Consider the following 13,813-nt stretch of genomic DNA (forward strand, 5'->3'; position numbering starts at 1 on the left):
CGAGAGCCGCGTCGGCCAGGTGACGGATCGGTGCGGTGAACCCCTTCGCGGGAGGTCGACAGCAGGCCGGTCAAACCCTCACCGTCACCATCGAGGAGTGCGCGTGGCAGGCCCGCACCGTCCCCAGGGCGTAGGCGGGCAGCGGCGGAACACCCAGGTGACGGGGATGAGGTCGTCCGTGGCGGCGTAGTCGCCGGCCGGTTCGGCGGCGATCTCCCAGGTGGGGGGCGGGAACCAGGTGGCGGGTTCCGTCGAAGGCGGCTGCGGCTGCCGACCCCGCCGTGTCCGGCACCTCGCCGGCCAGCCGAACGCCGGCGCTCCAACCGGGGCTGGAGGACGGAGGACGGAGTGGCCCGGGTCGGCACGGGAAAACGATCCGGGCGGCGGCGCGCCCACCCGGATCAGCAGAACGGCCGGAACTCCCTGAAGTCGGGCGTCGGGCGTGGATCGGGCAGCCGGTAGGCACCGATCCGCGGCCGGCCACTGGCCGGGGCGGCGGTCCCGTCGGCCGGAGCGCCGAGCATCGGACGCCACCCCAGGTTGATCTCGAAGTACGCCACGGCAGCCCGGACTGAGGGCCACCAGACATCGTCGAGCAGCACGATGCCACCAGGTCGGACGATCTCGCCCAGGAAGTGGAGGTCGACGAACACGTTGTGGAAGTGGTGGCTGCCGTCGACGAACGCCGCGTCCGCGGCGAAGCCCGAGTCGGCCAGCCGGGTCAGGAACCGCTGTGATGGCTCGGTCACCAACTCGGCGATGTCGTCCAGGCCGGCGCTGCACAGCAGCTCCCACCCGACACCGTCGTATGCCGTGTACTGGAATGGGTCGATGACCACATGCCGCGGGTTTCGTGCGCCGGTGCGCAGCAGTGCCTCGCCGATCGCCAGTGCCGAACCGGCATAGGCCAGCCCGATCTCGACGACGGTGCCGGCTCGTTCCTGCACCAGAAGGTCACGTACCTGATCGCAGTCGCGCTCCGGCAGTGAGACGGTGGCGAAGTCCGGACCGCCATCGGGACTCCGCAACGGTCCGTGACTGGTGAGGGCGCGGCGCACGGCGGCCACGCGGTCCGGCCACTGGCCTGCACCTCCGTCCGATTGCACGAGCGGGTTCACCAGGCACACTCCTTCGGACTGGTCCTGCCCCGCCGCACGGTCGACTGGAGGCGGTGGCCCGGTCATCCAGTCTGCCCGTATGCCGGTGCTTCTGTGAGCGATCGACCGGGTGCCGTATCCACACCGGATGGCGGCCGCCGGGGCGGGCCGTCGTCCGGCGGGCGGCCTCAGTTGCCGGACGGTCTGACGGCCCTCACACCGGCTGACCCGGACGTCGCTCACCGTTTCCAGTCGATCAGTGCTGGGGGTGCGGACGTACGTGGAACCGGGAGCGCCGCTGGGCGGCCGTACCCGAAGCGAGCTGGCCGATCTCGACGCGTGTCCTGATGGCGCGGACGACTTCGGTCAGGCCCAGGATGATGGCCATGACGCCCGCCACCAGGGTGAGGGTCGCGATCGAGGCGAACGGCATGACGATCATCACGACGCCGGCCAGAGCGCCGATGATCCCGAAGGCGATGTGCCAGCCGCGCCCCGGCATGGCCGGTGCCGAGGCCGCCGCGACCGTCTCCGTGGTGCCGCGCAGCAGCCAGCTGAAGCCGATCCACAGGGCGAGCAGCAGGAGCGACTCAAGGGTGCCCCGGAAGCAGATCAGTCCCAGCAGGATGGATGCCGCGCCGGTGATGAAGTGCAGGACGCGCAGGTGCCGGGGGACGTGGGTGCCGAACGCGGCGACGAGTTGGAAGACGCCGGTGGCCAGGAGGTAGACGCCGAAGAGGATGCCGACGACACGTAGGGTCGCGCCCGGCCAGACCAGGGCGATGACACCCAGGGCGATGGTGGCGAGCCCCATCGTGAGCAGGATCTGCCAGCCCAGGTTCGCCAGGGCGGCCATGCCCTCGGCCAGGGGGCTCTCTTCCGGTTCTGCGCTGCGCGGGGGAACGTGGCCTTGGGGACCGGTGGGGGATGTCATGACGCCTGCCTCCTCCTTGGAGCTGCGTTGTCTCGGTAGTGCATGTAAGTCGTCACCCGACCGGTCCCCTGTGCGTTCCGGTCGCGTCGACGCCGGTACCCACGGGCGGGGGATGACGGCGCGTTCTCGGATCTCGCCGTCGTGCACGAACCGGTACGCGTCGTGGGTCTGTTGAAAAGCCCGCATGCCGATCCCTGACACACGCCTGGTCAGTCGCGGATGCCGTCGATGTCGACCAGGACGTGCCGTGGTCCGCGGAAGATCTGGCTGTGCCGGTACGGCGGCGGGTCCTCGACGAGCCTGGGGTTCTCCACCCGGCGGACGAACTCGCCGACCGCCGCCTGGACCTCGAGCCGGGCGAGCGGGGCGCCGAAGCAGAAGTGGATGCCCTGGCTGAAGCCGAGGTGCTGGTTGTCGGGGCGTTCCAGATCGACTTCGTCGGGGTCGGTGAACCGTTCCGGGTCTCGGTTCGCCGAGCCGTACGCCAGGAAGATCGGCGCCCCCTTCGGGATGGTGGTACCCGCGATGTCGATGTCCTCCAGCGCGGAACGGGTGTGCCAGAACTGCACCGACGACTCGAAGCGCAGCAGTTCCTCCACCGCGGGCACGATCAGCTCGGGTCGGCGGCGCAGCGTCTCCAGTGCGTCGGGGTGCCGTAGCAGGGTGAGGACGCCGTGGGCGATGAGATTGACCGTGGTCTCGTGCCCCGCGAAGATCAGGAGCAGGGTGTTGCTCACGAGCACGCCCTTGGGCATCCGCCGTTCCGGGCCGTTCCCGTTCACCAGGGCGGAGAGCATGCCCGAGCCGGGCCGGTCGGCGTACCGGTCGAGCAGGCCGGCCGCGAACCGCCCGAAGTCCTGCACGGCCCGCCTGCCTCCGGCCAGTCGTCCCCGGATCTCCTCGGAGGCGGCTTCGGGGCCGAAGTCGAGGGCGTCCAGGGCCGTCTCGATCCAGTGGTGGAAGCGTGGCTCGTCCTCCAACGGCACGCCCAGCACCTTGCAGATCACCGTCACCGGCAGGGGGTACGCGAAGTCGTCGACGGCGTCGATCCGGGTCTTGCCCCTCATGCCGTCCAGGAGGCCGCCCACAAGGCGGCGGATGTCGGGTTCCACATCGGCGATCAGGTGAGGCGCATGGGGCGGCCCGGCGAAGTGCGGCATCATCGTCCGGCGGTCACGGTCGTGCTCGGGCGGATCGCAGCTGATGATGTTCGGCTCGGTCAACACCTCCCTGATCGGCTCGGCCGCCCGCTCCCCCGCGCCCTCCGCGGCCGGGGCGGGGCGCTTTCGCGGATCCGAACTCACGCGGGGATCGTGGAGCAGTGTGACGATCTCCCGGTAGGTGCTGACGACGTAGGTGCCGTCCGGCTGGCGCGCCACCGGTGTCTTGCGGAGCTCCTCGTAGAAGGGGTACGGATTGGCGCGGTTGGCGTAGCGGAGGGCCTGCTGCCAAGGGGTTTCCTCGACCACGAGGCTCCCCTCCTTCCTCCTGTCGGTGCTGTCCGCTTGCACGCTCGGCCCGTCGGGCCGGGTCAGTGGGGCCGGGGCCGGAACTCGGCCGTCCGGTCGCTCGGGGCATGGCCGGTCAGGACGACGTCGGGGATCGCCGTCGGAACCCTGGGATCCGGGAACTCGGCCGGTATCGGCTTCGTGTCGGGCGGCCGGTCCCAGCCCGGCATCGGGGGCGGGAACGGACCGGACTGCTCGATCAGCTTCCCGTAGTACTCCAGCCACTTGCCGTGGTCGAAGGCGACGGCGGCGACGATGCGGCCCCGGCGCCCATACGCGGCGGCGAAACGCCGGTCCGCCACAGACCCCTGGGTGAAGACGATCTCGTCACCGAAGGGAGGCACGCCGACGGACTTGATGTTCACGCCGAACTGACCGGACCAGAACCCGGGCAGCAGCAGGTGCGGACGGTAGTGGGGTTCGAGGTTCACCATGTTGTGGGCCGCGGCCTGGGCGCCGAGAACGGCGTTGTCCCAGTGTTCCATCGCGAGGAACTGGTACTCGTAGAGCACATGCGGAGCGCGCGCCACGTCCCCTGCCACGAAGACGCTGTCGGTGACCACGCCGTTGATGTCGAAGGCCCGTCCACCGGCGTCGCATCCGACGCCCCAGAAACCGGCCGCCAGCCCGGAGCCCTCCAGCCACTCCACGTTGCGGATCGACCCCAGCGAGGCCACCACCACGTCGGCGTCGACGACGCTTCCGTCCGACAGACGCGCCCGCCGCACATGTCCGCCCGAGTCCCCCTCCAGCGACGACACACCCAGCCCACAGCGGAGGTCCACACCGTGATCGCGCTGCAGCTGCGCGGCGATCCGCCCGATCACCCCGCCCAGGGCACCGACCAGCGGCGCCGAACCCCGCTCGACGACGGTCACCGGAAGGTCCAGCTCCCGGCAGACCGAGGCCACCTCCGAACCGATGAATCCGGCGCCGATGACCAGGACCCGCGACGGTGGCTCGGCCAGCGCCTTCTGCAACCGCTCCGCGTCATCACGCGAGCGAATGGTGTGCACCCCGTCCAAGGCGGCCTCGTCGGGGTTCGGCCACTGCCGCGCGCGGGTGCCCGTGGCGATCAGCAACCGGTCGTACGGCACCTGTTCGCCGTTCGCCAGCCGCACTTGCTTGGTCGTCCGGTCCAGCCCGGTGGCGGCCACCCCGAGCCGCCACTCCGCGTCCACTTCCCGCCTGCGGGGCAGCTTGGTGTGGTCGGCCGGCACCCAGCCCTTCAGCACCTGCTTGGACAGCGGGGGACGGTCGTACGGCTCGTACGGCTCGTCCCCGATGACCGTCAGCGAACCGGTGAAGCCCTCCTCGCGCAGGGACTCCGCGGCCCGCAGCCCGGCCAGAGAAGCACCCACGATGACGATCCGGCCGTTGGCCCGGAACTCCCGCACCAGCTCCGCGACCGAAGCCCGCAAGGTCATGACGCCTCGCCCCGTTCCTCGCCGTCCGAGCGGTCGATCAGGATCGCCTGCACCGGGCACGCCGCAACGGCTCGCTCGACCTGCAGGCGCCGCTCGTCATCGGGATTCGGCTCATAGGTGAGCGCCTCCTCGCCATTCAGCCGGAAGACCTCGTGCGCCAGATACACGCACTGTGCGTAGCCCTGACACCTGTTCAGGTCCACGACTATTCGCATGGGCAGACTCCTTCGGGCAGGCGCGCTTCTCAGGAGACGGAAGGCCCCCGCAACGCGCGCCCCCGGATTCGCTGCCGCGTTCCGTGGCTGGGCGCCCGTCAGGGAGGCGGGAGGCGGATGGACGTCACCGGGCCCGGCAGCGGGGTACGGCCCGGTCTTCAGGTGTCACCGCAGCGCTATGGAAGGGACGACCTCTTCGGCTTCGCTCGTCCAGCCTAGTCCCGCTTGCGCTGCACGGCATATCGAGCGAGTTCGCCCGCCCATCGTCATCGTCATCGCCGACCGGCAACGCAAGGACTCCCCCGCCGGCGTCCGTCCGGGTCCGTCCTTCGCGCCCGCGGATCGGTGACGTACGCGGCACAGGCCCGGCCGCGGTCGGTGAAGCCGCCCTTGCGCTTCCGTCGTTGGCGAGCAGCGACCCGGACACGCGGGGATGCGATCGCGTACGGAGATCCGGGCACGGACCGTACGGGCGGGCGCTCAACCGGCGCAACGGACCGTGCACGCGCCCCTCGTTCGGCCGCCGCGCGCAGGCGCCACCGGGTCTCCACACGAGAGGAGCCACTCACGCCGGCGGCGGCCCACGGCCGGCGCGTTCAACGCGTTCACGCATCGTCGGTGCGACCGGAGGTGTGCTGTGCGCACTCCGGGAGAGACGCAGTACGTCGCCGCCGGGCAGAGCGGCCGATGGACGGAAACGGTTGGTGACGCGAGCACCCCCGGCCCGGTGAGCATGGTGGTCGGCTCCACGTCGGCGAAAGCTATGCGCGCCGCTTCTGCATGCCCTGGAACATTCGATACGAAAAAGCGTCCCCTTGTTCGCCGCAATACGCTCTTCCGGCAAAGTGGCGCAGGCCCTTCCCGTCACCGGGAAGACTGAGTAACGTGCACTCGAGGGCGCCGCTCCCGGTAGCGGCTTCTCGCGAGTTCCGCCCGCCCTCCCGACGACAGACGTATCCACTCTCTTCGATCACCTCTTTTTCCTGGCCGATGCGCGAGGTGACCGGAAAGGAGAGCAGTCCATGATTGCGGAGCACACGTGACGAGCGGAGAAGATCTTGACTCCGGGCCCGCGGATCCGTCGGCCGCCTATCGGATCGCGGCAGCGGTGGCGGGCGAAGAAGCAGTTCAGAGGTTCATCGAAGCACTGGGACCGGTCGGAGGTCATGTGGCCGACCTCGTGATCGACTTGGTCTTCGGAAGGCTGCACGGACGGCCGGCGATGAGTCACGCGGAACGGGAGATGGTCACTCTCGCCGTCATCGCGGCGCTAGGAGGGGCGGAAGAACAACTGACCATACACCTCCGCATTTCTCACCGCTTGGGAATTACCCCGGAGAAGGTCATAGAGATTTTTACGCACATCGGTGCCTACGCAGGATTTCCGCGCACACTGAGCGCCGTCGAGGCGGCCAAGGCGTTCTATGAGGAAATCGGCGTTCTGCCGCTGCAACAAGACTGTTAGACGCCGTCAAATCCCCCTGTCACCCCGCCAGAGAAAGAGTTTCTTCATGTCATTACGGACCGCGATCTTGTTTCCTGGACAAGGCGCTTACCTGCCGGGCGTCCTCGCCGACCGGGCGGATTGTGTTCCCCAAGCCGCCCACACGCTGGAAGCGATCGACGAAGTGGTCACCGCCCAGGGGCACGCTCCGATCACCCCTCTTCTCCTGGACCGGGACGCGCCGTCCCTCCAGGACCTCCTGGAGAACGACAGCGACCGGCTCGATCTGGCGATCTTCGCCATCAACGCCGTGGCGGCCCAGTTGCTCGCCGGTGTGGGGGTGCGCGGCGATGTCCTGATGGGCCACAGCTTCGGGGAGTTCGCCGCACTGTCCACCGCCAAGGCGGTGTCCGTCACCGACGTCGCGCGCATGGCATGCGCGCGGATCGAGGCGTTCCGCCGAGCCGCCCCGGAGGAGGGGGGCCTGGTGGCGCTCGACATCCCCGCCTGGCGGGCCGACCACCTGGTGGGCGTCCTGGACGAACCCGGTCTGCGGACGGCGATCGACAACGGCCCGGAACAGACGGTCGTCTCGGGGCCGTCGGCGTCCCTCGACAGGGTGGAGAAGATCGCTGTGGACCTGAATGTCCGGGCCACTCGGCTGCGGGCGAGGTACGCCTTCCACAATCCCCTGCTGAACGACGCGGCGGACTACTTCCGGCAAGCCACGGCGGACGTGGCCGTCGTGGCACCCCGCACGGCCGTCTTCTCCCCCGTGCTGGGGCGGTACGTCTCCAGCGTCGCGGACGTCCGGGAAGTCGTCGAACGGAACATGATCGCTCCCGTTCCCTTCTACGACGCGCTGTTCACCGTGTTCCGGCAGGGCACTCGCGTGTTCATCGAGGCCGGAGCGCGGCAGGCGCTCACCGGAATCGTGCGCTCCTCCCTTCCTGCCTCCGTCACGGCGATCCCGCTCCTCGCGAGCCGGGGTGACATGGAGTCCGTCGTAGCGGCGCTCGGGGCCGCCGGTGTGCGGGCCCGCTTCCTGCCCGAGGAGAGCCGTCCGGGCGACGAGGTGGCCGACGGGCCGCGGGAGGACGAGGTACTCGCGCCCCGCGGCGGGGATTCCGGCGCGCGCTCCCGACTGCTGGCCGGACTCACCGCGCTGTACGCCGAGGAACTCGGCTTCCCGGCCGAGATGCTGACCGCCGACGTCGATCTGGAGGCGGATCTGGGCGTCGACTCGGCCAAGCAGATCGCGCTTTTCGAACGCGTCCGACAGCAGTACGACCTGCCCGAGGTTCCCGGTGAACGCCGCAACGAGGCGACCACTTTGGAGCGCATCGCCGATCTGGTCGAGGAACTGCGCGGATGACGACGCCGGACAACGCCGAGGATCTCGTCGCCGTGGTGGGCATCGGACTCGCGGTGCCCGGAGCCAACAGTCCCGCGGAGCTCTGGCGGCTGCTCAACGGAAGCCACGACGCCTTCGGCGAACCACACGACCGCTTCCGCCTCGACCACTTCTGGTCCGCCGACCCGCGGGAGGAGGACAAGACCTACGCACGCCGCGCGGGTTTCCTGCACGGCTTCCGTCCCCACCCGGAGCTGCGGGAAGAAGAGCGCGCGGGGGCCGGACGGGACGACGCGTCACGGTGGCTGCGGCACGCGTTGCTCCAGGCACGCGAGCACGTCCGCACAGGAGCCGACCGCAGGTGCGCGGCCTACATAGGCGGCTGGCCGGGGGGCAGCCAGAGCCTCGTCGAATCGGTCCTCGTGGACGTCGTCACCCGCTCCCTGCCGGACGAGCAGGAAGCGGAGCAGGTTCGCAAGGCCCTGTTCGAGCACTACCGGCACGCGCTGCCGGCGAGCGAGGCGGCCACGCCCGACGCGGTCGTCCGGGAGGTGTTCTCCCGGCTGCCCGAATCGCTGACGGAGTCGTGCGTCGTGGACACCGCGTGCGCGTCGTCGCTCTACGCCGTGGACCTCGGGGTCAAAGCTCTCCTGGCCGGCGCGTGCGAGATCGCCTACTGCGGCGGCGTGACCGTGGTCGACCCGACGATGGCAGTGATGTTCGCGAAGCTGAACGGCCTGTCACGGCACGGGCGCGTCCGTGCCTTCACCGAGGCGGCGGACGGGACCCTGTTCAGCGACGGGGCCGGTGTCGTCGCTCTCAAGACGCTGCGGCAGGCGATGTGCGACGGCGACACGGTGCACGGGGTGCTGCTGGGCTTCGGAGGGGCCGCGGACGGTCGCGGCAAGTCGATCTCCGCTCCCAACCCGGCCGGGCAGCGCCGCGCGATAGAGCGCGCCCGCTCCGTCAACTCCGTGACGCCCGAACAGGTCGACTGGGTCGTCGCGCACGGGACCGGCACGGCCGCCGGTGACCGCGTCGAGTCACAGGTCCTGTCCGCCCTCGGGCCGTCCTCGGGACAGCTCTGCACCAGCAACAAGCCGGTCTTCGGTCACACCGGGTGGACGGCGGGGGTGGTGTCCCTGGCCCACGCGCTGCTCGGGCTCCGGCACGGCTGGGTCCCGGCCCAGCTGGGCGCCCGGGAGAACCCGCAGGAGTCCTCCGGCGGTCTGCGCGTGCCGCCCGGTCCCGTCCGGCTGCGCCCGCGGCACGAGGGACGCCGCACCGTCGGCGTCTCGGCGTTCGGCTTCGGGGGGACCAACGCCCACCTGCTGGTCGCCGACCGTTGCGAACGGCCCGGCCTGCGCTCCGCGCCGCACGGGTCCGCCGACGAGGGCATGGTCCTGGTGGCCTGGTCCGCGCACCTGCCCGGTGCTCCGTCCCGGTCCGCTCTGCGCGACTGGCTGCGCGGCTCGGTCCCCGCGCCGGACGCGTCGTTCCCGGACGCGTACCCCGTCCCGCAGCCGGCCGAAGTGAGGCTGTCGGCCCGTACCCTGCCCGTCGTCGATCCCGGGCAGCTGATGGGCCTTCAGGCGGCCGCCCGTTTCGTCGACGACCACGGCGAGATCTGGGCGGAACTGCGGGAGACGACCGGAGTGATAGCCGCGCACACCGGCATGCCGCGCGGGCTTGTCGGCACCGCCGTCCGGTGTTACGCCGACGACGCGGGCGCGGTTCTGCGGGCGCACGCCTCCGAACCGGGTTTCACCGCGGCCGTCGCGCGGCTGGAGGCGGCTCGTCAGTCCTCCCCAGCGTGCACGGAGGACTCCCAGGCCGGTGTGCTGCCCAATGTCATCGCCTCCCGGCTCGCCGCCCGGTACGACCTGCACGGACCCACCATGGCCGTGGACTGCGGGGTGGACAGCACGCTCACGGCGCTCCGCGTGGCACAGCGGTACCTGCGCACGGGCGAACTCGACCTCGCCCTGGTCCTGGCCGTCAACGGCAACGCCACGGCCACCAACGCCGCGGTGACGCGAACCGGAGCGACAACGCTCGCCGAGGGCGCCTTCCTCCTCGCCGTCACCACCGAACGGCTCGCCGAACGCCACGGTTGGCAGGCCCTGGCGCGGATGTCCTTCGCGGACCAGGAGGCCGAGGACGAGAGCGCGGACATCCCGGAGACTCCCGCACGCAGTTACCTGGCCGCCGACCAGGCGGTCGCCCTGTTGCGCGCGGCGGAGTCGGAGGACACCGCCGTCCGGCTGCGTGCCCGCCACCACGACGCGGCACTCGTCGTCGCACCGGTCCACGCCGGACGCCCCGCCTCCCCCGCGCCCTCCGCACCGTCCTCGCCCCACACGACCACGCGGTACGCGCGCCACCTGGTACGCGAACCGCTGCCCGCGCCCCGGGGCCGGACCTCGTCCGCGCACCTGCCACCGCGGGGCCTCGTGCTGGCAGGCACCGCCGAAGTCGCGGCCGCGGTGAGGGCCGAGGCGGAGGCGACCGGGTCCACGGTGCTGGTCCTGCCGTCCCGCGCCGGCACGCGCGTACCCGACCGGGACCGCGAGGCGCTCCTGGCTGCCGCCGACCGGTCCGCACCGCACCTGACCGTGATCGGCGACCTCGCCGCCCTGACCCTGGACCGTGCCCTCGCCCTGCACGAGATGACCTTCCTGGCCGTGCAGCGCCTGTGGGCACGCCCACGACCGGACGGTTCCCTGATCGTCCTGCTGCGTGGTGCGACGGATCCGGGCCCGGGGGCCGGTGTCGCGGCCCTCTTCGAAGGAATGGTCAAGAGCCTGCGCTGGGAACGCCCCGACGCGGTGGCGGCCACCGTGACCTCGGACGAGACCGCGGTCGCCGCACTGCTCGCCCGCGCGGCGGCCGAGCGCGCCACCCGGCCCGGCCCTCCCCCAGTCGTACGGTACGCGAACGGCGAACGCCGGATCGAGACACTGCTTCCCGCTCCGCTGCCCGCCGCGGCACCCGCCGTCGACCTGCTTCCGGACGACTGCGTCGGCGTCGTCACCGGGGGGTCGAGCGGCATCGCCCGGGCCCTGCTCACCGCGCTGCCGCAACGCCTGCGCCCGCGCCTGTGGCTCTTGGGGCGCACCCCCGTGGACGGCTCGCGGTACACCGGTGAAACCGGCACCGAGCCGGGACGACGCACACGGTCCGCCCTCCTCCGGCGGGTTCGACGGGAGCACCCCGACCTGCCGATGCGAGCCGTCGTGGCCCGGGTGGACGGCATCCTGAGGCAACGTCAGGTGAACGAGACCCTGGAGGCGCTCCGGGCACGCTTCGGGGACGATCGTGTGCACTACGCGACCTGCGACGTGACCGACGAGGGGTCCGTCCACGAGGTGATCGGAGAAGTCCTGCGCACCGAGGGCCGGGTCGACTTCGTCCTCCACGCCGCGGGACAGGTGGCCTCCGCCCTGCTGCGGAACAAGTCGCTCGAGGCGTTCCGCGCGGTCCGGGACACCAAGGTCCTCGGGCACCGTCATCTGGCCGGTGCCCTGGCATCCCGTCCGCCCCGTTGGTGGTGCAACATCGGTTCCTACTCCGGCACCGCCGGCGCGCCCGGAGACACGGACTACGCCTCCGCCAACGCCTACCTGGCCGCCGTGGCCGAGGCAGCGGCGGGAGGCGCTCAGACGACCATCGGGTTCACCATGTGGCGGCAGACCGGCATGGGCGCCGACGAACTCTTCCAGGAGCACGTCGCGCGCCAGGGCCGGTTCACCCCGGTCTCCACCGAGGAGGGCGCCGCGCAGTTCGCGGCGGAGATGCGGGCGGCACCACTGGCCGGCGGTGCGTCGGTCTATCTGGGCCGCGCGGAACGGGACCGGCTGCGCCGGCACCTGCCTGGCTTCGTTCGCGACGAGCCGCTCCGGCCCCTCGCGGTCCGCCGGCGGCCGTCCTGGTGGACGCGGCCCGCGGAAACTCCCCACGGTGCCGAATGGGCGTACCCGGTCGACCCGCGCGTGGAACGGCACCTCTTCGACCACCTGGTCGGCGGAAAACCGACCGTACCGGCGACCTTCATCCTGGACCTCGCCGCGCAGGCGGCCGAGGCCCTGGTGCCCGGCGCCGTCACGACGGGGTTCCGCGAGGCGTCTTTCGACACCTTCATCCGTCCGTTCAACCGCAAGGCGCCCTCGCCGCTGCGCATCCGGGCGCGGACGATCCCTCCGCAACCGCCGGAGACCGGCACGCCTCGCTCCGCCGTCCGGGTGACCATCCACTCGGACACCCTCGACCCCCGCGGCGGGATGCGACCGGGTGCGCTGCGGCACTTCCAGGCGGTCGTGCTGCTGGACCGGCATGAGCGGAGGCAGGCCCCACGACAGGACACCCGACCCCCGCGGTCGCCGATGCCGGCACAGGACCCCTACTCGCCCCTGCACGCACCGGTCTCCCTGCGCGGCCCGTTCCGCAACCTGTCGGACTGCCTGGTGGACTCGACGGCGGCGCGCGGCACCTGGACGCCCTCACTCGCCGGACACCCCGGGCTGCGCACCATGACAACGCCGGCGCTCCTCCTGTGCGCCGCCCTGCGCACCCTCGCTCTCAGGCCGGACCCCGTCGACCACCAGCCGCTGTTCGTGCCCCGTTCGATCGGACGCATCGAGCTGTACGCGGACGGAGCCAACGACCACGACCTGCTGCTGCGCTACGGGCACTGCCTCGGCGTGTCGACCGACGACACCGGCGTGTGCGGCGCGGCCACGCCCGACGGACGCCTGCTGGCACTCCTGTCGGAGGTCGAACTCGTCGACGTCGCGGATCCGCCGCAGACGGCGGACGCGAACCCGAACGCCTCCACCCGGCACCGGTCCGGACCACCGAGGCGGACGGCCGGGCACGCCACACGGCCCCTGGGAAGCAACGGAACGGCGTCATGAGGGGTTCACACTGTGTCGTCACCGGGGCGACCTCCGGCATCGGCAGGGAGATCGCCCACGGCCTGGCCGCCGCCGGAGCCGGACTGGCCCTGGTGTGCCGCGACCGCCACAAGGGTGCGGCCACGGTCGCCGAGTTGACCGCCCTGTGGCCGGGCGCGGACGTCCGGCTGTTCACCGCCGACCTCGCCGCTCTCGCCGAGGTGCGGGCCGTGGCACGGGAGATCCGACGTCACTGGGGACACGTGGACGTGCTCGTCAACAACGCCGGCACGCACGACCTGCGGCCCGGGGTGAGTCCCGATGGGTACGACCGGATGATCGCCACCAACCATCTCGGGCCGTTCCTGCTCACCCGGCTCCTCCTCGATCCGCTCCGGCGGGGAGCCCCTTCCCGGATCGTCACGGTGGCGTCCGAGGCGCACCGCAGCGTCCTGCGTCTCGATCCCTCCTCCTTCGCCGAGCCCCGGCCCTACGGGCCGATCGGGTCGTGGACCGTCTACGCGCGCTCGAAACTGCTGAACGTGCTCACCACGCAGGAGGCGGCACGCAGGTGGGCACGACACGGGATCACCTCCCACGCCTACTGCCCGGGGCTGGTGTCCACCGCCCTTGTCAGGAACATCCCCCTGATGCCCCGCCTGCTCGCCGCCGCCGAGCACACGCCCCTGGTCCACAGCGCGGCGGAGGGTGCGCGGCCGGCCCTCCGCCTCGCCGGGGATCCCGAGTTCGCGTTCCGAGGCGGTGGATTCCACTCCTGGATGCCCGGTGTCCGTCTGCTCCCGCCGGCCCCCTTACGGTTCCACCCCAGCCTGCAACGTGCTGTGTGGGAACGGTCGGAGGAACTGGTGGGGCTGCGACGCACCGGGCACGGCGGACCTGTTCGAGGAGAGGACGCCCCTGATGAATGACCCCCGTCCCGAC

9 protein-coding genes are annotated in these 13,813 nt (G+C 71.4%); 4 read left to right on the forward strand and 5 right to left on the reverse strand.

Annotated features, from left to right (window positions below):
- Positions 1-401: 401 nt before the first annotated feature.
- The 5 genes from ACZ63H_RS03360 to ACZ63H_RS03380 all read right to left on the reverse strand — a co-directional run bounded on the left by ACZ63H_RS03360 (position 402) and on the right by ACZ63H_RS03380 (position 5,181).
- Positions 402-1,118 carry a class I SAM-dependent methyltransferase gene (locus ACZ63H_RS03360; RefSeq protein ID WP_469861652.1) on the reverse strand — a complete coding sequence of 239 codons (717 nt, stop codon included), beginning with the start codon at positions 1,116-1,118 and terminating at the stop codon, positions 402-404.
- A gap of 235 nt (positions 1,119-1,353) precedes the next feature.
- Complete coding sequence (locus tag ACZ63H_RS03365) at positions 1,354-2,031, reverse strand: HdeD family acid-resistance protein (RefSeq protein WP_469861654.1); 678 nt, start codon at positions 2,029-2,031, stop codon at positions 1,354-1,356.
- Positions 2,032-2,240: 209 nt separating this feature from the next.
- On the reverse strand, positions 2,241-3,500 hold the full coding sequence (locus ACZ63H_RS03370) for a cytochrome P450 (protein ID WP_469861656.1): 1,260 nt from the start codon (positions 3,498-3,500) through the stop codon (positions 2,241-2,243).
- 62 nt (positions 3,501-3,562) lie between these two features.
- The gene (locus ACZ63H_RS03375; protein ID WP_469861657.1) at positions 3,563-4,966 is read right to left on the reverse strand and encodes an NAD(P)/FAD-dependent oxidoreductase; all 1,404 of its coding nucleotides are present in this window, start codon (positions 4,964-4,966) and stop codon (positions 3,563-3,565) included.
- On the reverse strand, positions 4,963-5,181 hold the full coding sequence (locus ACZ63H_RS03380) for a ferredoxin (RefSeq protein ID WP_469861659.1): 219 nt from the start codon (positions 5,179-5,181) through the stop codon (positions 4,963-4,965). The genes ACZ63H_RS03375 and ACZ63H_RS03380 overlap by 4 nt, the downstream gene beginning before the upstream one ends.
- A 1,039-nt stretch (positions 5,182-6,220) precedes the next feature.
- Here ACZ63H_RS03380 and ACZ63H_RS03385 point away from each other — a divergent pair.
- From ACZ63H_RS03385 to ACZ63H_RS03400, 4 genes are all read left to right on the forward strand, one after another.
- A complete protein-coding gene (locus ACZ63H_RS03385; protein ID WP_469861661.1) occupies positions 6,221-6,646 on the forward strand; it encodes a carboxymuconolactone decarboxylase family protein in 426 nt (141 codons plus the stop codon).
- A gap of 67 nt (positions 6,647-6,713) precedes the next feature.
- Entirely contained in the window at positions 6,714-8,000 is a 1,287-nt protein-coding gene (locus tag ACZ63H_RS03390; protein ID WP_469861662.1) for an acyltransferase domain-containing protein, read from the forward strand.
- The gene (locus ACZ63H_RS03395) at positions 7,997-12,892 is read left to right on the forward strand and encodes an SDR family oxidoreductase (protein WP_469861664.1); all 4,896 of its coding nucleotides are present in this window, start codon (positions 7,997-7,999) and stop codon (positions 12,890-12,892) included. Before ACZ63H_RS03390 ends, ACZ63H_RS03395 begins: the two co-directional genes overlap by 4 nt.
- Positions 12,889-13,800, forward strand: a complete 912-nt coding sequence (locus tag ACZ63H_RS03400; RefSeq protein ID WP_469861666.1) for an SDR family NAD(P)-dependent oxidoreductase — start codon at positions 12,889-12,891, stop codon at positions 13,798-13,800. Before ACZ63H_RS03395 ends, ACZ63H_RS03400 begins: the two co-directional genes overlap by 4 nt.
- Positions 13,801-13,813 lie beyond the last annotated feature (13 nt).

Source organism: Streptomyces sp. NPDC104831, from assembly GCF_055583025.1.

Bases quoted from the DNA above. Each gene is read 5' to 3' on its own strand.
- ACZ63H_RS03365 (WP_469861654.1), bottom strand. From the start codon at position 2,031: ATGACATCCCCCACCGGTCCCCAAGGCCACGTTCCCCCGCGCAGCGCA.
- ACZ63H_RS03375 (WP_469861657.1), bottom strand. From the start codon at position 4,966: ATGACCTTGCGGGCTTCGGTCGCGGAGCTGGTGCGGGAGTTCCGGGCC.
- ACZ63H_RS03395 (WP_469861664.1), top strand. From the start codon at position 7,997: ATGACGACGCCGGACAACGCCGAGGATCTCGTCGCCGTGGTGGGCATC.
- ACZ63H_RS03380 (WP_469861659.1), bottom strand. From the start codon at position 5,181: ATGCGAATAGTCGTGGACCTGAACAGGTGTCAGGGCTACGCACAGTGC.
- ACZ63H_RS03400 (WP_469861666.1), top strand. From the start codon at position 12,889: ATGAGGGGTTCACACTGTGTCGTCACCGGGGCGACCTCCGGCATCGGC.